Raw genomic sequence first — 23,528 nt, 5'->3', positions numbered from 1 at the left:
TTAATGTAGCACTCTATTTAACGTTGCTGATTAAACGTAGCAACGAGTGCATCAAGTGTTTGTGCGCTGGTGGCTAAATCACGAATTGCTTGTTCTGTATTGATTTGTTCACTCATTGATTTATCACTGATCTCACTTATTTGCTCAATACTACGACCTACATCATTCACAACGCTACTTTGCTGTTCGGTGGCGGTGGCAATTAAGGTCGCCATATCGTTAATTTCATTGGCTGTTTCAGTAATGGTATTAAGTAACTCAACCGAGTTTTGCATTGCGCTTACGCTTTGTTGTGCTTTATCTTTTGATTGACCGATATCGCTGACAACGTCATCTGAAATATGAGTGAGCTCTTCAATCATTGATTGAATTTCAGTGGTCGATTGTGAGGTACGATTTGCAAGCGCTCTTACTTCATCAGCAACTACAGCAAAGCCTCGTCCATGTTCACCAGCACGAGCAGATTCAATGGCTGCATTGAGAGCCAGTAAGTTGGTTTGTTCAGATATACCTCTAATTGAATCCACAATACTAGCGATATCAATAGTCTTTTTAGAAAGTAAAGCAACTTGCTCGGTTATGCCGTCAATGTCGCTGGCAAGGGCTGAGATTGTCGTTTGGCTTTGTAACACTTGTTGATGGCTTTGCTTGGTGTTATCGCGGCTATCGTTGGTTAACTTAGCTGCATTGGCAGCACTTTGCGCTATTTCTTGCACTGTAGCGCCCATTTCATTAATGGCTGCTGCAACTGAAATAGTTTGCTCTTTTTGCTTATCAAGCGCTAAAGAGTTTTGCTTGGCTTGCGAAAATACATGATCTGAGCTGTGGCGAATACCGTGGCTCTCATTAGCCACTTGCACAATAGCGGTTTCTATTTTTTCAATAAATTGATTAAAGCCGGTGGTTAAATTATTTAGCTCAGGTTGGGGAGATGTTGGTAAGCGATAGGCTAAATTTGCATCGCCACGGCCTAAGCGCGAAAATAGCTCAGCCATTGTTGATAACGGTGAAGCTAAAGAGCGAGCTAATAAGTAACTGATCACGCTTGCGATTAGCGCAGTGATGATAGTGAAAGTGAATATTTGCCACTTTAGGGTATTTACACTAGAAAATACTTCGCTTTTTGGGACTTGAGCTAAGACAAATAAGTCAGTGTTTTTAATCGGTGTGGCTGCAATGAGTGTGGCTTGCCCGTTGATATTTACTTCCTCTAAAGCGAAGCCGTTTTTACTAAGTAATTTGTTATGAATATTAGCGCTGTAAATACTATCTATATTAACCTTAGCGACTTTGTCTGCATCTTTATGTAACTGAATTAATCCGTTTTTATCGGCAATAAACACAAACCCTGATTGCTCAATTTTAAATTGTTGTAGCAGCTTTTGCATATCTGTAATGCTTTTTGCTAAGCCTGCCAAGCCTAAACCATTAGGTTGTTGGTGGTTAACAAACATTTTTACATCGTTTTCAGACTCTTGATAAATACTAATTGAGTAAGGTTGCTTTGATTGTGTAAAAGCAAAAAACCAGCCATCTGCGGCATCATTTTTTAAAACACGTAAAAAGCCATCTTGATTCCAATATTGTGCAGTGTTTTTATTCGCCCACGAAGCCGTGGCAAGATCGTATTGATCAACCAAACGATTGAGCTCTTTAAGTAATAGCGTGTCGTTGTTGTTGCCAGCATTTGCCCAATCTAAAATAAAGGTATTTGCCGAAAGCTGCTGTGCTGCACCAAGAAGTTCATTGATCTCCCCACCAATATGATTACTGATTGTTTGCAATTTACTTGGCAGTTCAGATTCGATCATGCGTTGCTCAATAATATTCTTTGAGTTATGCAAAGACGTCAAACCAATTAATACAGCAACACAAATAGCAATAATGCTTCCAAGGGCTGTTATTTTTTGAGTAATAGAGAGATTTTGTATCGTCATGATAGTGCTTATATTTACAACTGAGGCAATGAGGGGAATTATTTTAGCACATTATTTATTTTCAGCTATTGATGATTAATTTGCACTTAAAAAAGCCCACAGCAAAATGCAAGTGGGCTTGGTTTCTAACAAGTGAAAGTTCTAGGACCCTTGGGTTAAACTATTTTTTTCATTGCAGACATGTAGCCGCGTAATTTTGCGCCTACTTTCTCAACAGGGTGCTCACGTAGAGCCGTATTTATTTGAATTAAAGTTTGGTTATCAACTTGATTACTTTGCTCATTTAAGCCTTTACCAATAACATCAGTATCAATACCTTGCATAAATTCTTGTAGAAGCGGCAAACAGGCATGGTTATATAAATAGCAGCCGTACTCAGCGGTATCTGAAATAGTGCGGTTCATTTCAAATAACTTTTTGCGTGCAATAGTATTGGCTATCAGCGGCGTTTCATGCAGTGACTCATAATAGGCAGATTCTGCAATAATACCGGCCGCTGTCATGGTTTCAAATGCCAGTTCTACACCCGCTTTTACCATTGCCACCATTAAAATACCGTGGTCAAAAAATTCTTGCTCAGCAATTTCTACATCGCCTGCAGGGGTTTTTTCAAAATGAGTTTCTGCAGTTTCAGCACGCCATTTTAGTAAGTTAGCGTCATCATTTGCCCAGTCTTCCATCATTACACGTGAAAATGTGCCATCGATAATGTCATCTTGGTGTTTGTTATAAAGAGGACGCATAATCACTTTAAGCTCTTCACTTAGCTCAAACGCTTTAACCTTTGCAGGGTTTGATAAGCGGTCAAGCATGTTTGTTACACCGCCATATTTAAGTGCTTCTGTGATCACTTCCCAGCCATATTGAATAAGTTTTGAGGCGTAACCGGCATCAATTCCTTTTTCAATCATTTTGTCAAAACATAAAATAGAGCCAGTTTGTAGCATGCCACATAAAATGGTTTGCTCGCCCATCAGATCAGATTTCACTTCAGCGATAAATGATGATTTAAGTACCCCCGCGCGATGACCACCTGTACCTGCTGCATAGGCTTTTGCTTGTGCCAAGCCATGGCCCTGAGGATCATTCTCTGGGTGAACCGCAATTAATGTAGGTACGCCAAAGCCGCGTTTATACTCTTCACGTACTTCTGACCCCGGGCATTTTGGTGCAACCATAATAACGGTAATGTCTTCACGAACTTGCATGCCTTCTTCAACAATATTAAAGCCATGTGAATAGGCAAGGGTTGAGCCGTGTTTCATTAATGGCATGATGGCATTAACAACTGCAGTATGTTGTTTATCAGGTGTTAAGTTAAGTACTACATCGGCTGTTGGGATTAACTCTTCATATGTACCCACTTTAAAACCATTGTCAGATGCATTTAAGAATGACTGACGACGCTCAGCAATGGCTGAATCACGCAGTGTATAGGCTACATCTAAACCAGAATCACGTAAGTTTAAGCCTTGATTTAGGCCCTGTGCGCCACAGCCTACAATTACCAATTTTTTACCTTTAAGTGCAGCAACACCGTCGTTAAATTCGTCTGCGCCCATAAATTCACATTGTGCCAATTGCGCTAATTGTTCGCGTAAAGGTAAGCTATTAAAATAATTTGCCATGATAAGTTTCCTATTAATTCAGTTTGTTAGATGCATTGCTTTTGCTTTGCTTGGAATAACAATATGGAAAATCTTTTCTTGCGTAAAATGATATATTTGAATTAAAGTGTTTCATAATATGAAATACTGGTGTTGTTATGGATCATAAGCATTTAAATTACTTTTTGGCGTTGGCAAAAACGCTTCATTTCTCTCGTGCCAGTGAGTTATGTCATGTAAGTGCGCCCACTTTAAGTCGTAATATTAAGCAGTTAGAAGATGAAGTAGGGGTGATGTTATTCCAGCGAGATAATCGCAGTGTAAAGCTTACCCGCGAAGGCGTTGCATTTAAGGAGTATGCCAGTGCTACGCTTAATAATTGGCAGCGCTTTAAGGCTAATTTAAACGAACCGCAACAACATATTTATGGCAATGTGAGCCTTTATTGCTCCGTTACCGCGTCTTACAGTTTTTTGCATCATATTTTAGAGCAACTGAGAGCTCAGCATCAGCATATTGAAATTACCTTAAATACGGGCGATCCCGCCTTGGCTATTAACCGAGTGTTAGATGGACATGAATCTATGGCCATTGCAGCCAGACCCAGTAAATTACCTGCACAAATTGCATTTGTAGATATTGGCTACTCGCCATTGGTATTAATTGCGCCCACTATTCAATGTCCGATCACAGAAAAATTAGCCACTAGTAGCGAAACTATTGATTGGTCTGAGCTTGAATTTATTGTTGCTGAACAAGGATTTTCACGGCAAAGGTTGGAGCAGTGGTGGCGAAAAAATAATGTGCAAGGAAAAATTTACGCGCAAGTGGCAGGGCATGAAGCTATGGTATCTATGGTGAGTTTAGGGTTAGGCGTGGCCATGATCCCAAAAATTGTACTCGATAATAGTCCGCTAAACGATAAGGTTCAGGTTTTAGAGTATAAAGGCGAGCCACCACAGGGGTTTAAAATTGGTTTGGCGGTATTACATAAAGAACTAAACGACCCTGCTATTAGTGCGCTTTGGAATATTGCACAAAATATGGGGGAAAACATAATATAGGTTTGTTGGATGATAAAAAACTGTTAATATAGATCGCTAATATTTATGTGTTTATTAACATCCTTGTTGTGATGTCTAAGAGTTTTAATTATGGATAATACGGTTTCACTTGCTCATTCTGCCCAGTGTTTAAAAAAAGCCATTCCGTTGATGGTTAAATACAAAATGCCTGTAACGCCAATAAATTATGCTATTTGGTACTGTTATGTACAGGGCGACAACCCACAACTAAACACAGAGCTTGATAAAGTCATCTCTTTGCACAATACGTGTTCAGCTCAAACCGCCCAAGAAATTTTTAATAAGCATATTAATGACGAAGAGCTTGCATTTTTTCAACAAATGTCTGAAAGGTTTCATGGCACCGTAGAGCAAATGCAGTTTGATCTTAGTGACTCCATTCAATATTCGAAAAGCTTTACTACCTCGTTAGTTGATTCACAAAATGAATTAAAAACGCTCTCTAGTATTAACTCATTTAATGAGATCCTTTCTTGCGTTGAGCGCCTAACTGACGAATCAATTGCGATGCAAGATTACGCCCGTGGATTCCAAACCAAATTAGCGCAAGCGTACAACGAAATTAAAGATTTAAAAGAAGCGCTTAGCGTGACCCAAGAAGCGGTTGATAAAGATTCCTTAACCGGATTATTTAATCGCGGTAAGTTTGATACAGACATTGTTGAGTTTTGTTTGAACGCCTCTTCACAAAATGAACACGGTAAATTAGCGGTGTTGATTATGTTCGATATTGATCATTTTAAACGTTTTAATGACGATTTTGGCCATCAAAAAGGCGATGAGGTACTCAAGCTAGTCGCTCAAAAAGTGCAAAATAGTGTACAAGAGCAATACAGAGCTTATCGTTTTGGTGGTGAAGAATTTTGTATTACGGGTTACTTTGAAAGCATTAATGATGCGATGGCATTTTGTAATCAGCTTCGTTTGAGCATTGCCAAATTGACGATTCGTAAAAAAGAAGACAGTAATAATAAACGTAATATTTCAGCCAGTTTCGGCATTGCTTTAATGGAGCCTTTTAGTAAAAGCTGTTTATTAGTTGAAAAGGCAGATAGAGCACTTTATTTAGCTAAAACCCATGGTCGTAATCGGGTCGAAATAGCGGCCGATATGTAAACGTGTTCTGTTTGTATCAAATTTGTTAATGATTGTAACCCTCTAGAGCTTGTGTTCATACTACTTGCTACTATAGGGTCAAAGCCACTTTATAAACTAGCGATTAACTTCATGCGGTTCCATCTGAGAATAAACACATGCCTGTTATTAGTGCTATTAAGCACTAATGCGATTGCTCAGAAGCAGCAACATATATCCACTGATGAGCTTAATCTTAGTGTGAGTGTTGGTGCTGGGGTGATCACAAATCCTCTGTATGGTGCAGATAACATCCCCTTAGTTGTTATTCCGCAAGTGGCTTATTATGGTCAAAATTGGTTTTTTGATAATGGCCGTCTTGGTTATTCTTTTTTACAAAGCAAACAACATAACGTTAGTTTTGTGTCAGAAATTAACCCTGAGTCACGCTTTTTTATTGATTGGCATCCACAAAATATTTTCCCCTTTAAAACAACCGCTGAGAACGAGATATTAGAATCGCTACACACTGATTCACCGCGTGAAGTAAACATAAATAATATACAAAAAAGACGAGTCGCACTTGATGCCGGTATCAGCTATTTTTTTGTAAAGCAGCAGCAAGTATTTTCTGCGCAATTATTGCATGATGTAAACAGCGTTTATAATGGCTATAGGGGATCGTTGCAATGGCAATATCATCATGAGTTTAAGCAATTAACGTTAAAGTCGACGTTAGGCGTTAATTACAAATCAGCCCAACTAAATAACTATTTTTATGGTTTAAATAGCGCTGAATCTATTTACGGTGAAATAGAAGTTGGTAGTAGTTGGCAACCTTATGCTAAAATCGACGCCCGTTGGCCTGTAGATGGAGTCAACGCGCTTCGTTTTCATTTAGCCTATTATGATTATTCAGCAATGGATAGCAGCCCGCTTTTTGAACATGACTATTCAATGACCGCCTTTATAGGATTCGAACATACATTTTAATATGAAGTGTTTTATGTTGGTTGTGCTTGCAGCTTCATTTTTTAGCAACGCTAGCGTTGCAAAAGCCTCTTCACTTAACGTATCACCCAAAGTCTGTGTGGTTTCCGAACAACAAGAATTTTGTGATCTTGAGTTAAAATTTAAGTGGCAACTGTCAGCCGCTAGCGATGTATGTTTATACCAACAAGATACACAATTACAATGCTGGCAAGGTGTCAAAAAAGGCCAACTTAGTTATAAAGCGCGTGTTCAGGTGGAGACCATATACTCCCTGATTAATCCCCATACAGGTGTATCGTTAGCGAGTGTGCAAATAGAAGTGCAAACCGCATACGCTAAGAAAAAACATCGGCTACGCTCACCTTGGAGCTTTTTTTAATTTAGGAGCAGTAAATGCCAAAGATATTACTTGTTGAAGATGATTTAGGGTTGCAACAATTAACCAAAGACTATCTTGAGCATAATGGCTTAGAAGTTGACGTTTTAGAACGCGGTGACGAAGTGTTCCCTTATCTTAGTGAAAACCACGTCGACTTGATCATTTTAGATGTAATGTTGCCAGGAAAAGATGGCTTTAGCGTATGTCGACAAGTACGTGACAAATACACTCTCCCTATCTTAATGCTGACAGCAAAGGGTGAAGACTTCGATCAAGTCATAGGCTTAGAACTCGGGGCTGACGACTACGTTATAAAACCAGCAGAGCCGCGTGTACTTCTTGCTCGAATTAGTGCATTGCTTCGCCGTGGACAGCCAAGTGTTAAAGCGATTGAAGAACTTCAATTTGGTGACTTATCAATAGATAAAACCAGCCGCATTGTAAAGCTAAGCGGTGTTGAAATTGTCCTGACTTCTCATGAATTTGAATTGCTGTGGTTATTGGCTTCAAATGCTGGTGAAGTGCTCAGTCGAGAGCATGTCCATCAACATATGATAGGGCGTGAGTACGACGGGTTAGACCGCACGGTGGATGTTCGTGTATCACGCATTCGTAAAAAGCTCGGTGATAATAGTGATAAACCATACCGTATTAAAACGGTATGGGGGCAAGGCTATTTATTTGTATCAGATGCGTGGGATATGTAATAAATGCAAGGTGTTAGGCTAGGTTAATGGGAAAGCTATTTATAAGCCTTTACGTGTATATTATTGCCTCTTTGTTTATTGTTAGTGGTGTCATAGAGCAGTTTTGGCCCTATGATGAATCTCAGCAAAGTGTATTGTTAGATGACGAATTCGGGCAGTCTTTATGGCTGCTTTCACAAACCCCAGATGGGCTTGAGCAGCTTAAACATAATTTTGATAGCCAAGTCATTGCCCAGCAAGATCTAGTGCTCCCACCTGAACAGCAAGCACAACTATTTCAAAACCATTACCTTTATTTATATGATAAACAGCAGCGTATCGTTTGGTATGTAACGCTAAATAATTCACAATTGCTACAAGTAGGCCCTGTAGGTGTTAAACACAGCAGCTCAGGGACTGTGTTACCGTATTTACTGGTGTTGTTTATTATAAGTTTACCAATAGGTTTGTGGAGCTTTTTGTTGTGGCGAGACTTTGCAAAGCTGAGTCATGCATGCGAGGCAGTGGGTGGCTCGCAAGACTTTCAATTAAGCCATGGCTCAAAGTCATTCTTCTTACCCATCACCGATACATTGCAAGTAATGCAGCAACGTATTGAGTTTTTACTGAGTGCTCAGCAAGAGCTCACCTCTTCTGTATCTCATGAATTTAGAACGCCATTAGCGCGGTTGAAGTTTGCTATTGCAATACTCGAGGATAAAACTCACGATACCAAAGCACAGCAGTATTTATCTGACATGCAAATGGATATTCATGAACTGGAGTCCTTGGTATCTGAAATGTTGGAATACGCCCGTTTAGATACACAGCAACCTAGTCTACAATTAGCCCCTTGCGATATCGTTGCATTAATTAAAACTAATATTGAAAAAGTAAACTTTGATACCCGTATTAAACTAACAACAACGCTCCCCACTCAATTTATTTACTTATGCGATAGTCATTTTATGTCGCGGGTGCTGCAAAACTTAATCAGTAATGCACTTAAACATGCCTCGAAAAGTGTACATATTAGTTTAAGTACTGCCGATGAAAAGTTACTGCTAGTGGTTGAAGATGATGGCCCTGGTATTGCCTTCTCTGAGCGCGAAAAAGTATTTAAGCCGTTTACGCGCTTAGATAAAAGTCGTGATAAAAAAACCGGTGGGTTTGGGTTAGGGTTGGCGATAGTGAGTAAAATTGTGTCATGGCATAAAGGGCAGTGCACGATTGAAGACTCTACACTGGGTGGGGTTAAGTTTATTATTAGCTTAGACTAGTAAATCCCAAACAATAAAAAAGCGCCTTAAAGGCGCTTTTTTGCGGTTTAAAACCAAAAAATCAACAAGTAGCAAATAGATAGACAGGCCACTTATAGAAAAGTTCTATTTATTTACTATTTTTTTCTAGTAATGGCATCAACATTTGCTCTAAACCATTAAGCTTCACTTCGTACATCATTGCAAGTTGAGAGCCGAGCTTGCTTTTAGGAAAGCCTTGCTGTTTAAACCACACTAAATAAGGCTCAGGCAGCAAAAGTAAGGGGCGTCCCGCATATTTACCAAACGGCATAATGGTATTAATGGCGACTTTAAGTTGTTGAGGATCCATTATTGACATCTTTTATGAGTAGAGGTGTTAAGTGTAAGGGATAATAAAGAAATAAAATAGGCTGTAACGGGCAAGTAACAGCCTATTGATAGAGGGAGTAGGCCCTCTAATTTGAGAATCTTATTGGTTAATTAAAAGCAAGGGGTCCAGTTGTGTATATTTTATTTAAATACACACTTAGGTATTAGCTTTACTAAACCAACACAGACATTTTACCTTATTTTTAAACCAATAAAATACGCAGATGTAAAGGAATGTAAATGCAATCTATTTGCATCTAAACCCTATTAAGGAAACAGGGTTTGCTTTACATGCTCTGCAAAACCGCTACCTGCTTCTAAGTAAAAGTTGTAAGTAGAGTCTATTCCCATTTCTTCTAATTCTTTTTGCTGATCGGGGTAGTTGGCAATCGCCGTTACTTGTCCTTTATAACCCGATGCTTGTAATTGCTCTAAGGCAAAAATATTTTGCATGTGCTTAGGCATAGCTAGCATTACCATTTCAACGTGGGAGTGGTTAACACGTTGCCAAAAATCAGGATCGGTGGCATCGGCAATTAATACTCGGCGACCTCGCTTTACATGCTTATCAACTACCTCAGGCTTAATATCAATACCTGCAACAACATCCGGATGAGTTGCGTTTATTGTTTCATAGGCACCTGTGCCAATTCTACCCATGCCAAAAATAACAATTTTTGTGTCATTTAAGTTTACTGGGAGCTCTTCAGCTAAGCGGGTTTTGCTTTCAAACTTTAATAAAAAGCGTTCAATTTTAACGTATAGCTCGTTAGAGCGTTTATTTAAAGGAGAAGCAATTACAAAGGTGATCGACACCGCAATCGCAATAACAGCAAGCCACTCAGAGGTAACCATGCCGGTAGATGCGGCAACTGCACACACAATCAAACCAAATTCGCTAAAGTTAGCTAGGCTAAATGCTGTTAACAAAGAGGTACGCGCACGAAGTTTAAATAGGTTGGTTAGTATGTAATAAAGCAGGGTTTTAATTGGAATAATTAATACCAGCACTAAAGCGACGACTAAGGAGTGGGCAGTAAGCTCTGCACTTAAACCAATGCTTAGGAAAAAGCCAACTAGCAATATATCTTTTAGGCTAAGCAATGACTTAGACAATTCACCGGCTTTTTTGTGTGGTGCGAACATCATACCTACAATCAAAGCACCTAAATCACCTTTGAGACCTGCAAATTCAAAGGCGTTATAACCTGCTACTAAGGCAAAGAAAAACCCAAATAGCGGCAGTAACTCACCATGTTTAGAGCGGTTTAACACCCAGTACATAACAGGGCGAAATAAAGGTAAGGCAATAATTAACCCTAAGGCCCAAATATTCGGCAACTTACCGGTACTGACCGCTAAAAATATAACCGCAAATATATCCTGCATAACTAAAATACCAATGGCTATTTTACCGTGCAGGCTTGCCATTTCACCGCGCTCTTCAAGAACTTTTACCGCAAATACGGTGCTTGAAAAGCTCAGAGCAAAACCAACTAACAGCGCACTTTGCCAACTTAAATCGACGAATAATGGCAGTGCAAAAACACCCAGTAGTAGCATAAAGCCACTAAATAAAGCGCTGCTTAGAATAATATGTAAGGTGGCCGGAGCCCAGACTTGAGGTTTTATTAAATTTGAAATTTTAAGCTTGAGGCCAATACTAAAAAGTAGCAGTGTAACCCCTAAAGATGCAATTGTTTCCAGCAGTTCCGTGCTTTTATAACCCGCTAAATTAAGAATAAATCCAGCCATAAGAAAGCCGATAAGTGGCGGCAATTTTAGCTGGTATATACCAAAACCGCAGACGAAGGCGGTAGCAAAATAAATTAGTTCCATAGTTATTAATACCACTTTTTTAGGCACTGTAGTGTAGCGAAAAACAATGCTTATTGACAATTAATCTACTTATTTAACGCAGTTAGTTACGTGATAGTGAGTATTTATCAAATGATTGCTACTGTCAGTTTATGCAGAGGTAAAGTAGCTTCAATGTATAAAAAATGCACATATATGGCTAGTTTTATGGTAAACAGCATGTAAATAGCAGTTTTTCGCTGACAAGAGCTTTTAAATGTGGTTAAGATGCCATAACGAAGGAGTTTAAGCGTAAGCAAACATTAGAGTTGCTTAGCTTAAGGAGAAAATATGTTTAAAAAGATTTTAGCATCGGTAGGCATTGGTGCCGCCAAAGTAGATACTATTTTAGAGACCGAGCATCTTCAGCCGGGGCAATTATTTAACGCGCAAATTGTAATTACTGCAGGTGATGTGAGCCAAGAAATTACCGGTTTAGACTTAATGTTAGTTACCCGTGTAAAAGTGGCGAGTGAAGACGGTGATTATTTCACTAATCATGTGATTGACCAGTGGCGCATTACCGATATTGGTATTATTGAGCCCGGTGAGGTAAGAACTATTCCGTTTGAAGCCCGTTTACACTCAGAAACGCCTATAACCGAAATTAATGCAGGTTATAACCAATCTTATGTATGGTTAGAAACAGGCCTTGATATTGACCTTGCGCTTGATCCAACAGATAAAGACCATTTACACATTTATCCTAATGAGGCGGTTAAAACATGCATGCAAGCGATGGAAAAGCTTGGTTTTAGTTTAGTTAAAGCCGATGTAGAGCAAGGCCATTTACGTGCTCCTACTTTTCAATCTGTGTCGGGGTGTTATCAAGAGCTTGAGTATCAGCCTAATAGCCGCAGTTTGTTTGGCATAAAAGAAATAGAGTTGTCGTTTATTCCTGAAGCACATAAAACCCATGTATTGATTGAATTAGACAGAGCATTTAGAAGTGATGGCTATGTTGATTTAACCATAGAGCATGACCATGTTAATTTATCGCAGTTATGTGATCAGCTAGAACGGTTATTTGCTTAACAAAGTGATAGGGGCTTTAAGCAGCCCCAGCAATAAAAAAGGTGTTTAAATGGCGTTTAAATGTGAGCCATTCTCTGCGCTCGACTCCCAAACCCTATTTTCAATCATGCGTGAACGTGTCGATGTATTCGTTGTAGAACAAGCATGTCCTTACCCCGAACTTGATGATCACGATATCGCAGACTCTACACGTCATGTCTATTTACTTGATGGGCTATCGGTGCATGCCTATGCCCGTTGTTATGAAAAAGATGCTCAGTACAGTGCGATAGGGCGTGTATTGGTTGCTCAATCACAGCGAAGTTCTGGATTAGGCAAACAGTTAGTCAATGAAGCAATAGCATGCTGTAAGGCGCAATGGCCGACTCGCGATATTTATATTGGCGCACAAACCTACCTACTGAATTTTTATCGCTCATTCGGTTTTGAATGTGTTGGTGATGAATATATAGAAGATGGCATACCCCATCAGGATATGATTTTAAAGCAGTAATATTGCTCCACTAAAAAGGCCCACTGATGTGGGCCTTTTTTATGCATCTTTTAACTAGCTTAGTAGGGAATGTAAAAATACTAAGCTAATGGCAATAGGGCATACAAACTTAGTATACCAAGGCCATATCTTCCAAAATAACGTATTATGCACCTCAGGGTTACCTTGTTGAATCGCTTTAAGTAGTGACGATCTGTACCAGATCCAACCTACAAATATACAGCACATAAGCCCTAATAAAGGTTGTGCAACTTTGGTTGTTAGGGTGATCACTAAGCCAAATAAAGTGCCTAGGTTACACACAATGGTAATGCTCACTATGGCAATTAAAGCGCCTATTAACCACGTTGCTTGAACACGTTTCATCGCAAAGCGCTCTACCGTGTACGACACTGGCGCTTCTAACATGGAAATAGATGAAGTTAGTGCGGCAATACTCATCAATGCAAAAAAAGCAAAGCCAACAAATAAACCTACACCACCCATGCCATCAAATAAGGCAGGCAATACCTGAAATACGAGAGTATCTTCAGAGAGAAGTTTACCTGTAGTTGCAGAGAATATTTCAACACCTTGCGCTTGTGCCACGTACATAGCAGGGATGATCAATAAACCCGCTACAAACGCTATAAACACATCAATTAAGGTTACATACGCGCCAAGGGACACAAGGTTTTCTTTTTTACTGATATATGAGCCATATATAATCATCACACTGGTGCCCAGTGACAATGAAAAGAAAGCTTGGCCTAAGGCACTCACTAACAATGTAGGGTCAAAAATAGAAGAAAAGTCAGGGACTAAGTAAGCTTTTAACCCCTCAACAGCGCCTTCTTGAGTCATCACGTAGGCAATTAGGGCAAACAAGATACCGAGCAGAGCGGGCATTAAGCGTTTAGACCATTTTTCGATGCCGTTTTCTACACCGCGGCTGATAATAGCAACAGTTAAAATAATAAATAAAACAGTGAAAAGAATATTACGAGTAAGCGATTGCTCACTTAACCATAAAGAGGCGGCATCAGCGCCGACCAATGTGGTTACCGGTTCTAAAGTGGCACTTAACATCCAACCGGCAACAATGGCATAAAAACTTAAAATAAATCCAGCACATAAAATACCACCAAAACCGACAGCAAAGGCAAATTGCTTTTGCCATGGTCGCGTGGTTAATTTAGTTAATGAAGAGACCGCATTAGCTTGCCCATGGCGACCTATCATCAGTTCTGCCATTAAAGCGGGGTAGGCTAAAAAGAAAGCCAGTACTAAATACGCGACTAAAAATGCAGCGCCCCCATTACTTGCTGTTTGAGTCGGAAAACCCCAAATATTACCCAAGCCAACAGCTGATCCTGCCGCAGCCATTATAAAACCAAAGCGGGAGCTAAACTCACCTCTTACTGCACTCATATTATTCTGCTTCTCTATTTTTTCGACGCCGTGACAATCTACTGGAATTGTAATTAAATAAAAAGTGCTTATTTGTCTCTGTTGCACAATTATTGCGTTTTATTTAGCTGTATAAATAACACGTGCGTATTTTGATTATAAATAGCACAATTTTTTTAATTATATTTCGTTTATCAGCTGTATTGAGCATCTTTGCATTGTTGATTAATGTTCAAACTGAGCGATGGTTAATGTGAAACAGGCGCCTGAGAGCCGTTCACTTTTACTCACTTTTACGGTGCCATGATGCCAATCGGCAACTTTGGCGACGATTGCTAACCCCAAGCCATAACTATTATCACTGCGATTACGGTGGCTGCGTTCACGAAAAAATGGGCTAAATACTTTATGATTATTTTCTTGAGCAATGCCTGGTCCGTCGTCGGCGATGTTCACCACCAGAAAACGTTCTTGTACTGAAGCGGTTACTTGAATGCTGTGATTTGCAAAGTCGCAGGCATTATTAATTAAGTTGGTGATTGCTCTTGCCAGCCAATGTAAGTCAGCATAAACGGTATGATCATCACATTCTAAAGAAATATTAAGCGAGCGAGAGGTTATTCTAGGCTCAAGTTGCAATACAATATCACTTAGGTATTGTTTAAGGTTTGCTGATGAGTAAGTAAGCTTATTCGCATTTTGCTCTAAAGTAGCAAACGTTAAATAGCTTTTTAGCATTGACTCCATATGGTCTAAGTCGGTTTCCATGCGAGTTAAATAATGCTTTATTTTACTCTCGTCATGACTATCAAGAGCGGCGTCGACACCAAAGCGTAAGCAAGCAATTGGAGTTCTAATATCATGCGATAAGCTGGAGGCCATTAGCTTGTTTTCAGCAACTAGCTTTTCAATTTGACTCGCCATACGGTTAAAGGTCAGTTCCACATCTTTTATATAGGTAAATCGAGAGGGGGTAATACGCGCTTTAACATTACCAGATGCAAATTGCTTTGCTGCTTCGTTTAACACCGTAAGGCGCTTTGCTAAAGGGGTAATAATAAAACCCATAAAAACACATAAGCCAGTGTAAAATAATAGCGTTAAAATAATATCGTTTCGTTGTGTGGCCTCATAGGGTTTATCTAAACGCATGGTTAAATGATAAGGACTTAACTCATCATTTGTGTAGAGCATATAAAAGCCTTGCTCGTCTTCGAGTATTAATCCGCCTTGGGTTTGCATTTTATCTAATAGCGCTAAGGGCAGTGCCAGCGACTGATTTAATTTGTAGTTAAGTATAAGGTCAAAGTCAGCGGCGAGCTTTGTTACTTGTTGCGGGCGAGCATCGGGTTTAAGCGCCGTGAGCTGTTTACTTAACCCGACAATAATCTGGCTTTGAACGCTAAACTCATCCAAAGGCGCATGCGCTTGTTGGCTAAATGCATCAATAAGCCAACCTAAAACAATAATTGAAAGCAGCGCACTGCCTAGTAGTGAAATATAAAACTTTTTCATTGATGCTATTCCATAATAGGCTGGGTGTATTGAAGTGACTTTTATTACTATCGCGCTAATTATTTTAAGCACTCAGGCATTAAAACTTACCACGCTGTAGTCACAAACAAATAACCACGTCCCCAAATGGTTTTAATTTTTTCTGGTTTTTGTGGGTCATCATTAAACTTTTTACGCAAGGCAGAAATAAGCACATCAACGCTTCTATCTAAGCCATCATATTCCCTGCCTTTGGTTGCTTTAAACACCGCATCGCGGGAAACAACTTGTCCAGCATTACTGGCTAAGTAATGCAGTAATAAATACTCTGCGCTTGAAATGTTCACATCCTGTTGGTTAAGGGTAACGTTGCGTGACTCGGTATTAATACTTAATTGACCGATATTGATCATATTTGCTTGATCATCGGTTTTAGGCGTGTCGCTACTGTAGCGCAAGGCAGATTTAATGCGTGCAAGCAATGCGCGAGGGCGTACTGGTTTTATTATATAATCGGTAGCACCGACTTCTAGCCCAATGACTTCATCCATTTCTTCATCGCGGGCAGTAAGCATTATAATTGGGGCATGATAAAAGCTACGTAGCTCACGACATACACTAATACCATCAAGCCCTGGCAGCATAATGTCGAGTAAAATAAGTTGTGGGCTTAAACGTTTTACTTGGCTTATTACCTCATCACCTCGATGACATACGTGTACAACATAGCCTTGCTCTGTTAAATACTCAGTGACCCATTGTGCAAGAGAAATATCATCTTCAACCAGTAAAATAGTACCGTAATTATCCATAAGCTTTCTTCGCATACCTAAATGATGTTTAGCTATCATAATGTTTATAGTGTGTGACTAAAATAACCGCCAACGCCGCTTTTTTTGCCTATTTTGATACACCCATTGTAATTTTACTTCTGTGACGGCAATGACTTGTGATGTATTACTGTCAAATAGTTCAAACGAAATACTTTGCGTTGAGTCAAAGGCATAATTAAACGAACCTTGTCGCTGTTTAAGCCAGCACTGCATAATGTACTTTGAGGTGGCATCGCGTAGACAATAATTCCCCACTTCTACTTGCTGCCATGACAAAACAACATCGGCGTAACAGTGACGTCCTTCACGTAAGGCCACACAGGTATCAGGTACTGCACTCAATTGAGCGGGTATTTGCACTGGGGCTGCCAGCAAAGAGCCTGAATAACTAAACAATAAACAGTAAAAAAATCTAAAGTACATAACGCACGCCTACCTTGGCTTTGTGTTGATATCCTTGGGAAATAATTGGGCTGTCATCAATTTCTTTTGAAAACCACGTCGTTAACCAGCCTGCTAAAAAGACCCAATCTTGGTTAATGGGATATTCAGCATGAAATTCAAACATAATACTGGTACTGGCATTGGTTTGATAAATAGGGCGAGTTGCGTTTGCTTCATCGCTATCAATACCAAAATAATAGTTTGTAAAATCTTCAGAGTAGGCACTTAGGCCAATACCAGAGCGAAACTCCCAATTACGCCAAGGCTGAATATGACTAAAAAATACGTTTGCCACCCAGCCATTATGAGCACCAGATATATCATGTAAGTATTCAAGGGAAATTTGTGAGTTTTCAAATCGACGTGTTAATCGAAGGCCGGTATCAAAATCATAGTTACGTTTTTTGATACCGCGCAGTGGCTCAATAATGCCATCGTTATAAATACCTAAGCCTTGTTCGTCAAACCCGGCTTGCGAATTAGTGCCTAATAAATCAAGGCCCCAATCGTATTTGTTAATTAAGCTATAGCCTAAAACAAGTCCACCGCTGAGTTGATTATGATCAAAATCAAGGTAAAAATTATCGTAAGAAACCGCAAGGCTTAAATCTAACTCGGCGCCAACATCATAAGAATTCATGCCCACCAAATAAGAATCTTCTATGTAATAACCAGCTCCTGCACTCCAGTCCCAGGCAAACCCTGTAGTGGGTTCCAATGTGTTATCGGCATAGTAACGATTGCTTGCTGTGCTCTGGCCACTAAAAATGAGCGCAAACAATAAGGCTGCACAACGGAAAAAATGTCTTTGTGGGAAATGCTTCATCCTTGGAACCTAAATTAGAGTTTGCTTAAAAGGGTAGTATATTGTCAAACTCTTGGCTAAATCTGTAAAAAAATGTAGCGGTCGTCCTGCAACTACTGAACCTTAATTTTATCGATAAGTATACTGCTTAAATAAAATTGCATCATGGGAGTTAATGCGCTGATCTCAGTACGTGTACATGGCCCATTTAATTTAGTTAAACGACTCAGTTTAGTAATGGTTTTATAAGCAGGGGCCGTTACTTCATTTTTAAGTTCAGCACGCTTAAGCCGAGCCTGTTCGGTATTATGTTTATGAATAAACGCAACAACTTCTAACTCGTTAGTGATCTTTTTTTCTTCAGTAAAGCTATAGATTAGGGGCTCACGGTGAAAGCTAGCACTATCTATTGATGATTTGGCAAACCACACTACATCTCCCGATGCTTTGTGTGTAAGGCGCATACTAACTTGTGCCAGTATATTTGCGCATTGTTGAGAAGGGAATTGCTGTGCTACTTTTGAAAACAATGAATAAGGTTTTTCTGGCTGCGCTAGGATGTACTTTGCATCATCTATAAACTCAAGGTCAACTTGATGAATAGCTAACGTGTAATCACTGTTATCGGTTGTGGTAACTTTTAGTTGTTTATCGTTAAGTGCTTGGCTAATTTGAGATACTAATGTGTCAGTGACACTTGCACGGTCTACGATCACTCTGACAGTCTGATTTTTTTTAATGTTATGTGCAGGTAATTGCACCGATTTTACTTTCGGTGAAGCATGCTCGGTTTCATATTTAAGTTGGTAAGTTTGACTCTTAAGCAAAGGTTTTGCAGGCATTGCTAAAGGTTCTGCAGGCTGCTTAACTACGGCACAACCTGAAGCTAATACAATAAAAAGTGATACAACTAAAAAACGCATAAATATTTTACATCCACTCAAAAGCCATTAATCGAACATATTGTACGTTAGTCCGAGCAAAAGTTCATGATATTATAGAGGCTGATTATGACTAAAAAAGAAAAATTAGCTAAGAATGAAGTATTTTAACTCCTTACCCTTTTATTTTTTTGCTTTATGTATTTTAGGGACGCATTTACAGGCAAGCGCAAGCACAGATCCTGACTGGGAAGCTTTTGTTAAAAATTATGGACGCTACGTAGAAAAAAAACTAAAAGTAAAAAAGATTCCGGGCGGAGCGCTTTCCATCGTCAACGCACAAGCGCGTGACTATATACATACTATGGGGCATACCAAAGTGCGCAGTGGGCAAAAAATTAATCCACACACTCGGTTTCGTTTGGCCTCAGTATCTAAAACGTTTGCAGGGTCGTTAGCGGCAAAACTTGCAAATGAAGAACAACTTAATTTGTATTTTCCTGTTAGTCATTACATTCCTGAATTTAAACAAACCGACTACAAAGATGATTTAAAGGTTTTTCATATTTTAAGCCATTCTAGTGGGCTAGTACCGAATGCATACGATAATTTAATCGAATCGCGAATGGGGTATAGCGATATTGTAGAAAAGCTATTAAGTGTAAAACCCATATGCGAACCCGGTGACTGTTATGGCTATCAAAATGTCATGTTTAGTTTAATTGATGACGTGATTTTAAAAAGCACCAACAAAACTTATACTCAGTGGCTCAATGACGCATTTTTTATCCCTCTAAAAATGAACGATGCAAGCTTAGGCTACGATGCCATGGTGCAAGATAGTAACTACGCACATCCTCATGTGCGTGGGAAAAAGCGTTGGTACAGTGCCCGTTTGAAAAAGAATTATTATAAAGTCGCTCCGGCGGCTGGGGTAAACGCCAGTGCGTCAGATATGGCTATTTGGTTAAATGCGCAATTAGGGCAATATCCATCGGTATTATCCTTAGATGCATTGGCCACGCAAACGCGTCCTTATACACATACTAAAAAAGAACGCTACAGACGAGTATGGCGAGAGCACATGAACGAAGCCTACTATGGGCTAGGCTGGCGTGTGTATGATTATGATGATGAAACGCTTTATTACCACAGTGGTTGGGTGCAAGGCTACCGCAGTGACTTAGTGGTTTTTCCGCACTTAAATGTAGGCTTTAGTTTGATTTTAAATGCAGAAACTGGACTCATTAATGAGCTTACTACTGAGTTTATAAATCGCCTATTAGCATATAAACGAGAGAAGCAATAATGAACGCCCACATAAAAACATTGTTAATAGCATTATTACTTATTTGCCAACCCGCCTTTTCTGCCCCTGAACAGGTTTACTTGTTTCGACATAGCGAAAAACAAACAGGGGAAAATCCATTTCTAACTGCCCAAGGCCAAGCGCGTGCAGAGCACTTGGTTTCGTTAGTTAACACCTATCCAAACATAACGTTATTCAGCAGTAACTATAACCGTACCCTAAACACGGCAGCGCCATTAGCCGCGTATTATAATATTAAAGTTATTACCTATGATGCTGCTGATCTAATGACATTGAAAAAACAATTATTAGCACAAAATGGCGTTGTGGTAGTAATAGGGCATAGTAATACCACACCGCAGTTGGCTTCATTATTGAGTAACCAAGCTATTGAAAGTATGGATGAGAGTCAGTACGGGCATTATTATTTAGTGAGTAAACTAGAAAATAATAGTTATGAAGTTAAAACGCTGACAATGGGTTTTTAAGCAGGCATAAAAAAACCAGCAATGGCTGGTTTTTTTGTTTTACCTTTAAATGGCCTTATTAGCCACGAGGTAATTGAATTTTTTTCTCAGGGCTTTGACGATAAAGCACAATCGTATGACCGATAGTCTGTAATTTAGTAGCCCCTGTTTCGCGAACAATAGCATCAAAAATAAGCTTTTTGGTTTCACGATCGTCTGTTGGCACCTTCACTTTAATTAATTCGTGAATTTCTAGTGCGCTTTGGATTTCAACTACTACGCCTTCGGTTAAACCGTTAGAACCTAGTAAAACTACAGGCTTAAGGCTATGCGCCTGACCTTTTAAAAACTGCTTTTGTTTGTTTGATAATGTCATGATATTACAAATTTTGCTGAATATGGCTTGAATTAAGGGTATTCTAACGCCATCTAGAGAATATTACTAATTAGTTGCGTGTTAATTTATGACAAATAAAAAACAGTCAGCCAGTTCACAACGTTGGCTTAAAGAACATTTTGATGATAAATATGTTCAAGAAGCGCAAAAAAAAGGCTGGCGCTCTCGAGCTGTTTTCAAATTAGACGAAATCCAAAACAAAGATAAGTTATTGCGCCCAGCGATGACCGTTGTTGATTTAGGCGCAGCCCCAGGGAGTTGGTCACAATACTTAGCTGAAAAAGTGGGTGACAAAGGCCAAGTGGTTGCGTGTGATATTTTACCTATGGACTCTTTAGCGGGCGTTGACTTTTTACAAGGCGATTTTCGTGAAGAAGCGGTACTTGATGCATTGTTAAAACGCATTGATGGTAAAAATGTAGATGTGGTATTGTCTGATATGGCACCTAACATGAGTGGCAATAACTCGGTTGATCAGGCAGGCAGCATGTACTTGGTTGAGCTTGCACTTGATATGTGCAACCAAGTTTTAAAGAAAAATGGCGCGTTTATTGTTAAAGTATTCCAAGGTGAAGGCTTTGATCAATATTTGCAAGATGTACGTAATAGTTTTAAAGCAGTGAAGATACGTAAACCGGATGCCTCGCGTCCCCGTTCTCGGGAAGTATATATAGTAGCGACTGGATACAAACTGTAGTACAGTTGCTTGGCGTTTAGTTGAATTTAAATTAATTGGATACAAGAGGTTAACCCCTTGAGCGATATGGCGAAAAATCTAATACTCTGGCTGGTTATTGCAGTAGTGCTTATGTCAGTATTTCAGAGCTTTAATGGCGGCGATCAAGTTGATCGTCAAACAAGTTACAGTCAATTTGTAAAAGACGCCCGTAGCGGCTCTATACAAGAAGTGTCCATTGAAAGTGGTAGTGGCACAATTACTGGCATAAAAAATAGTGGCGAGCGTTTTCAAACCATTATGCCTATTTATGACAAAGACATTTTAAATGATTTGTTAAAAAGCGATGTGAACGTTAAAGGTGTTAAACCTGAAGAACAATCGTTTTTAGCAAGCATTTTTATTTCTTGGTTCCCTATGATCCTGCTTATTGGTGTGTGGATTTTCTTCATGCGTCAGATGCAAGGTGGCGGTGGAAAAGGCGCCATGTCATTTGGTAAAAGTAAAGCCCGCTTAATGAGTGAAGATCAAGTCAAAACGACCTTTGCTGATGTAGCTGGTTGTGATGAAGCCAAAGACGATGTAACCGAGCTGGTGGACTTTTTACGTGACCCTTCTAAGTTTCAAAAATTAGGCGGTAGTATTCCTAAAGGCGTACTTATGGTCGGTCCTCCAGGTACAGGTAAAACATTACTTGCTAAGGCTGTTGCTGGTGAAGCAAAAGTACCGTTCTTTACTATTTCGGGTTCTGACTTTGTTGAAATGTTTGTAGGTGTAGGTGCATCACGTGTACGTGACATGTTCGAACAAGCTAAAAAAGCAGCTCCTTGTATTATCTTTATCGATGAAATTGATGCGGTAGGGCGTAAACGTGGCGCTGGTATGGGGGGCGGCCATGATGAACGTGAGCAAACTCTAAACCAAATGCTTGTTGAAATGGATGGCTTTGAAGGTAATGAAGGTATTATCGTTATTGCTGCGACAAACCGCCCTGACGTACTAGACCCTGCGTTGCTTCGTCCTGGTCGTTTTGACCGTCAAGTAGTGGTCGGTTTACCTGATATTCGTGGTCGTGAACAAATTCTCAAAGTACATATGCGTAAAGTGCCATTAGGCGATAACGTTGAAGCGGCCGTGATTGCACGTGGTACACCAGGATTCTCGGGTGCTGATCTCGCTAACCTTGTAAATGAAGCTGCTTTGTATGCTGCACGTGGCAATAAACGTGTTGTTAGTATGGCTGAATTCGACGCTGCGAAAGATAAAATTATGATGGGCGCTGAGCGCAAGACCATGGTTATGAGTGAGCAAGAGAAAGAAATGACGGCTTACCATGAAGCTGGCCACGCAATTGTAGGTCGTATGGTGCCAGAGCACGACCCGGTTTATAAAGTATCTATTATCCCACGTGGCCGAGCGCTAGGTGTGACTATGTATTTACCAGAACAAGATCGTGTTAGTCACTCTAAAGAGCTTTTAGAATCAATGATTTCAAGCCTTTACGGTGGTCGTATTGCTGAGGCAATCATTTATGGTGAAGACAAAGTAACCACGGGTGCAAGCAACGACATTGAACGTGCCACTGATATCGCGCGCAAGATGGTGACTCAGTGGGGCTTAAGCGAAAAATTAGGTCCATTACTTTATGCTGAAGATCAAAGTGAGATGTACATGGGTGGCGGCGGTGGTCGCTCTATGAGCATGTCTGATGAGACGGCGAAAGTAATTGATGCAGAAGTACGTTTATTCTCAGACCGCAACTATCAACGTGCAGAATCAATATTGAAAGAAAACATTGATATTCTGCATGCAATGAAAGATGCATTAATGAAGTATGAAACCATTGATGCGAAGCAAATTGATGATTTAATGGCTCGTCAGCCTGTACGTGAACCACGTGATGCGCATGACCGTCATGAAGCTAAACCAGAAAAAGAAGATGTTTCTAAAGACAAACCAGTTGATGAAGTACAAAAACCAGCTGATGAATCTAAAAAAGATGAAACAAACCTTGATGATAAAGCTGAATAATCGTTAAAATAACATATCCAAAAGC

General features: G+C 39.7%; 23 protein-coding genes. 12 read left to right on the top strand and 11 right to left on the bottom strand.

Features of this window, described 5'->3' with window-relative positions; translation table 11 throughout:
- Positions 1-17: 17 nt before the first annotated feature.
- Positions 18-1,937: a methyl-accepting chemotaxis protein gene (locus PISS_RS11115; RefSeq protein ID WP_058155079.1), complete on the bottom strand. Its 1,920-nt coding sequence runs from the start codon at positions 1,935-1,937 to the stop codon at positions 18-20.
- 155 nt (positions 1,938-2,092) lie between these two features.
- A complete protein-coding gene (gene ilvC, locus PISS_RS11110) occupies positions 2,093-3,565 on the bottom strand; it encodes a ketol-acid reductoisomerase (protein ID WP_013465519.1) in 1,473 nt (490 codons plus the stop codon).
- 137 nt (positions 3,566-3,702) lie between these two features.
- Here ilvC and ilvY point away from each other — a divergent pair, with 137 nt between their 5' ends.
- From ilvY to PISS_RS11080, 6 genes are all read left to right on the top strand, one after another.
- Positions 3,703-4,608, top strand: coding sequence for an HTH-type transcriptional activator IlvY (ilvY, locus tag PISS_RS11105; protein WP_013465518.1), 906 nt, complete (start codon positions 3,703-3,705; stop codon positions 4,606-4,608).
- Between the two features lie 90 nt (positions 4,609-4,698).
- Positions 4,699-5,745 carry a GGDEF domain-containing protein gene (locus PISS_RS11100; protein WP_013465517.1) on the top strand — a complete coding sequence of 349 codons (1,047 nt, stop codon included), beginning with the start codon at positions 4,699-4,701 and terminating at the stop codon, positions 5,743-5,745.
- A 150-nt stretch (positions 5,746-5,895) separates the two neighbouring features.
- Positions 5,896-6,696, top strand: coding sequence for a MipA/OmpV family protein (locus PISS_RS11095; protein WP_083494661.1), 801 nt, complete (start codon positions 5,896-5,898; stop codon positions 6,694-6,696).
- A gap of 13 nt (positions 6,697-6,709) precedes the next feature.
- On the top strand, positions 6,710-7,075 hold the full coding sequence (locus PISS_RS11090) for a DUF3019 domain-containing protein (RefSeq protein WP_028834008.1): 366 nt from the start codon (positions 6,710-6,712) through the stop codon (positions 7,073-7,075).
- A 14-nt stretch (positions 7,076-7,089) separates the two neighbouring features.
- Positions 7,090-7,782 (top strand): response regulator, encoded by a 693-nt coding sequence (locus PISS_RS11085; RefSeq protein ID WP_013465514.1) that lies wholly within the window; start codon positions 7,090-7,092, stop codon positions 7,780-7,782.
- Between the two features lie 26 nt (positions 7,783-7,808).
- Positions 7,809-9,041, top strand: coding sequence for an ATP-binding protein (locus tag PISS_RS11080; RefSeq protein WP_028834009.1), 1,233 nt, complete (start codon positions 7,809-7,811; stop codon positions 9,039-9,041).
- Positions 9,042-9,150: 109 nt separating this feature from the next.
- Here the strand turns inward: PISS_RS11080 and PISS_RS11075 are convergent, their stop codons facing one another.
- Positions 9,151-9,372, bottom strand: coding sequence for a DUF3820 family protein (locus PISS_RS11075; protein ID WP_013465512.1), 222 nt, complete (start codon positions 9,370-9,372; stop codon positions 9,151-9,153).
- 287 nt (positions 9,373-9,659) lie between these two features.
- Positions 9,660-11,231, bottom strand: coding sequence for a cation:proton antiporter family protein (locus PISS_RS11070; RefSeq protein ID WP_024602056.1), 1,572 nt, complete (start codon positions 11,229-11,231; stop codon positions 9,660-9,662).
- A 309-nt stretch (positions 11,232-11,540) separates the two neighbouring features.
- Between PISS_RS11070 and PISS_RS11065 the strand changes: the two genes are divergently transcribed.
- Both PISS_RS11065 and PISS_RS11060 read left to right on the top strand, forming a co-directional pair.
- Entirely contained in the window at positions 11,541-12,284 is a 744-nt protein-coding gene (locus PISS_RS11065) for a sporulation protein (protein WP_013465509.1), read from the top strand.
- A 49-nt stretch (positions 12,285-12,333) separates the two neighbouring features.
- Complete coding sequence (locus PISS_RS11060) at positions 12,334-12,777, top strand: GNAT family N-acetyltransferase (RefSeq protein ID WP_058155075.1); 444 nt, start codon at positions 12,334-12,336, stop codon at positions 12,775-12,777.
- Positions 12,778-12,831: 54 nt separating this feature from the next.
- On the opposite strand, the gene PISS_RS11055 is transcribed toward PISS_RS11060, so the two are convergent.
- From PISS_RS11055 to PISS_RS11030, 6 genes are all read right to left on the bottom strand, one after another.
- Complete coding sequence (locus tag PISS_RS11055; protein ID WP_024602058.1) at positions 12,832-14,187, bottom strand: sodium-dependent transporter; 1,356 nt, start codon at positions 14,185-14,187, stop codon at positions 12,832-12,834.
- A 204-nt stretch (positions 14,188-14,391) separates the two neighbouring features.
- Positions 14,392-15,681, bottom strand: coding sequence for a HAMP domain-containing sensor histidine kinase (locus PISS_RS11050; RefSeq protein ID WP_033104097.1), 1,290 nt, complete (start codon positions 15,679-15,681; stop codon positions 14,392-14,394).
- Between the two features lie 86 nt (positions 15,682-15,767).
- Positions 15,768-16,472: a response regulator gene (locus PISS_RS11045; RefSeq protein WP_058155074.1), complete on the bottom strand. Its 705-nt coding sequence runs from the start codon at positions 16,470-16,472 to the stop codon at positions 15,768-15,770.
- Positions 16,473-16,529: 57 nt separating this feature from the next.
- Positions 16,530-16,916 (bottom strand): DUF3019 domain-containing protein, encoded by a 387-nt coding sequence (locus PISS_RS11040; RefSeq protein ID WP_016899250.1) that lies wholly within the window; start codon positions 16,914-16,916, stop codon positions 16,530-16,532.
- Entirely contained in the window at positions 16,906-17,763 is an 858-nt protein-coding gene (locus tag PISS_RS11035) for a MipA/OmpV family protein (RefSeq protein WP_058155072.1), read from the bottom strand. Before PISS_RS11035 ends, PISS_RS11040 begins: the two co-directional genes overlap by 11 nt.
- Positions 17,764-17,855: 92 nt before the next feature.
- On the bottom strand, positions 17,856-18,665 hold the full coding sequence (locus PISS_RS11030) for a hypothetical protein (RefSeq protein ID WP_013465502.1): 810 nt from the start codon (positions 18,663-18,665) through the stop codon (positions 17,856-17,858).
- Positions 18,666-18,780: 115 nt separating this feature from the next.
- On the opposite strand from PISS_RS11030, the gene PISS_RS11025 reads away from it, so the two are divergent.
- Both PISS_RS11025 and PISS_RS11020 read left to right on the top strand, forming a co-directional pair.
- Positions 18,781-19,932: a serine hydrolase domain-containing protein gene (locus PISS_RS11025; protein WP_013465501.1), complete on the top strand. Its 1,152-nt coding sequence runs from the start codon at positions 18,781-18,783 to the stop codon at positions 19,930-19,932.
- Positions 19,932-20,420, top strand: coding sequence for a SixA phosphatase family protein (locus PISS_RS11020; RefSeq protein WP_024602064.1), 489 nt, complete (start codon positions 19,932-19,934; stop codon positions 20,418-20,420). The genes PISS_RS11025 and PISS_RS11020 overlap by 1 nt, the downstream gene beginning before the upstream one ends.
- A 58-nt stretch (positions 20,421-20,478) precedes the next feature.
- Here PISS_RS11020 and yhbY read toward each other — a convergent pair whose 3' ends face one another.
- A complete protein-coding gene (gene yhbY, locus PISS_RS11015; RefSeq protein ID WP_008112687.1) occupies positions 20,479-20,775 on the bottom strand; it encodes a ribosome assembly RNA-binding protein YhbY in 297 nt (98 codons plus the stop codon).
- Between the two features lie 88 nt (positions 20,776-20,863).
- On the opposite strand from yhbY, the gene rlmE reads away from it, so the two are divergent.
- Both rlmE and ftsH read left to right on the top strand, forming a co-directional pair.
- Positions 20,864-21,493 carry a 23S rRNA (uridine(2552)-2'-O)-methyltransferase RlmE gene (gene rlmE / locus PISS_RS11010; RefSeq protein WP_013465499.1) on the top strand — a complete coding sequence of 210 codons (630 nt, stop codon included), beginning with the start codon at positions 20,864-20,866 and terminating at the stop codon, positions 21,491-21,493.
- Positions 21,494-21,559: 66 nt separating this feature from the next.
- Positions 21,560-23,503, top strand: a complete 1,944-nt coding sequence (gene ftsH, locus PISS_RS11005; RefSeq protein ID WP_033104106.1) for an ATP-dependent zinc metalloprotease FtsH — start codon at positions 21,560-21,562, stop codon at positions 23,501-23,503.
- Positions 23,504-23,528: the final 25 nt, after the last annotated feature.

The organism is Pseudoalteromonas issachenkonii (assembly GCF_002310795.1).
GTDB classification, from domain to species: Bacteria; Pseudomonadota; Gammaproteobacteria; order Enterobacterales; family Alteromonadaceae; genus Pseudoalteromonas; species Pseudoalteromonas tetraodonis.
This window is presented reverse-complemented; position numbering and strand designations above follow the sequence as displayed.

What these genes read in the sequence shown, in the direction of transcription:
- rlmE (WP_013465499.1), top strand. Translation starts at nt 20,864, where the DNA reads ATGACAAATAAAAAACAGTCAGCCAGTTCACAACGTTGGCTTAAAGAA.
- PISS_RS11045 (WP_058155074.1), bottom strand. Translation starts at nt 16,472, where the DNA reads ATGGATAATTACGGTACTATTTTACTGGTTGAAGATGATATTTCTCTT.
- PISS_RS11080 (WP_028834009.1), top strand. Translation starts at nt 7,809, where the DNA reads ATGGGAAAGCTATTTATAAGCCTTTACGTGTATATTATTGCCTCTTTG.
- PISS_RS11035 (WP_058155072.1), bottom strand. Translation starts at nt 17,763, where the DNA reads ATGAAGCATTTCCCACAAAGACATTTTTTCCGTTGTGCAGCCTTATTG.
- PISS_RS11115 (WP_058155079.1), bottom strand. Translation starts at nt 1,937, where the DNA reads ATGACGATACAAAATCTCTCTATTACTCAAAAAATAACAGCCCTTGGA.
- yhbY (WP_008112687.1), bottom strand. Translation starts at nt 20,775, where the DNA reads ATGACATTATCAAACAAACAAAAGCAGTTTTTAAAAGGTCAGGCGCAT.
- PISS_RS11090 (WP_028834008.1), top strand. Translation starts at nt 6,710, where the DNA reads ATGTTGGTTGTGCTTGCAGCTTCATTTTTTAGCAACGCTAGCGTTGCA.
- PISS_RS11075 (WP_013465512.1), bottom strand. Translation starts at nt 9,372, where the DNA reads ATGGATCCTCAACAACTTAAAGTCGCCATTAATACCATTATGCCGTTT.
- PISS_RS11100 (WP_013465517.1), top strand. Translation starts at nt 4,699, where the DNA reads ATGGATAATACGGTTTCACTTGCTCATTCTGCCCAGTGTTTAAAAAAA.
- PISS_RS11025 (WP_013465501.1), top strand. Translation starts at nt 18,781, where the DNA reads ATGAAGTATTTTAACTCCTTACCCTTTTATTTTTTTGCTTTATGTATT.
- PISS_RS11030 (WP_013465502.1), bottom strand. Translation starts at nt 18,665, where the DNA reads ATGCGTTTTTTAGTTGTATCACTTTTTATTGTATTAGCTTCAGGTTGT.
- PISS_RS11020 (WP_024602064.1), top strand. Translation starts at nt 19,932, where the DNA reads ATGAACGCCCACATAAAAACATTGTTAATAGCATTATTACTTATTTGC.
- PISS_RS11085 (WP_013465514.1), top strand. Translation starts at nt 7,090, where the DNA reads ATGCCAAAGATATTACTTGTTGAAGATGATTTAGGGTTGCAACAATTA.
- PISS_RS11050 (WP_033104097.1), bottom strand. Translation starts at nt 15,681, where the DNA reads ATGAAAAAGTTTTATATTTCACTACTAGGCAGTGCGCTGCTTTCAATT.
- ftsH (WP_033104106.1), top strand. Translation starts at nt 21,560, where the DNA reads ATGGCGAAAAATCTAATACTCTGGCTGGTTATTGCAGTAGTGCTTATG.
- PISS_RS11040 (WP_016899250.1), bottom strand. Translation starts at nt 16,916, where the DNA reads ATGTACTTTAGATTTTTTTACTGTTTATTGTTTAGTTATTCAGGCTCT.
- PISS_RS11070 (WP_024602056.1), bottom strand. Translation starts at nt 11,231, where the DNA reads ATGGAACTAATTTATTTTGCTACCGCCTTCGTCTGCGGTTTTGGTATA.
- ilvY (WP_013465518.1), top strand. Translation starts at nt 3,703, where the DNA reads ATGGATCATAAGCATTTAAATTACTTTTTGGCGTTGGCAAAAACGCTT.
- PISS_RS11055 (WP_024602058.1), bottom strand. Translation starts at nt 14,187, where the DNA reads ATGAGTGCAGTAAGAGGTGAGTTTAGCTCCCGCTTTGGTTTTATAATG.
- PISS_RS11065 (WP_013465509.1), top strand. Translation starts at nt 11,541, where the DNA reads ATGTTTAAAAAGATTTTAGCATCGGTAGGCATTGGTGCCGCCAAAGTA.
- ilvC (WP_013465519.1), bottom strand. Translation starts at nt 3,565, where the DNA reads ATGGCAAATTATTTTAATAGCTTACCTTTACGCGAACAATTAGCGCAA.
- PISS_RS11060 (WP_058155075.1), top strand. Translation starts at nt 12,334, where the DNA reads ATGGCGTTTAAATGTGAGCCATTCTCTGCGCTCGACTCCCAAACCCTA.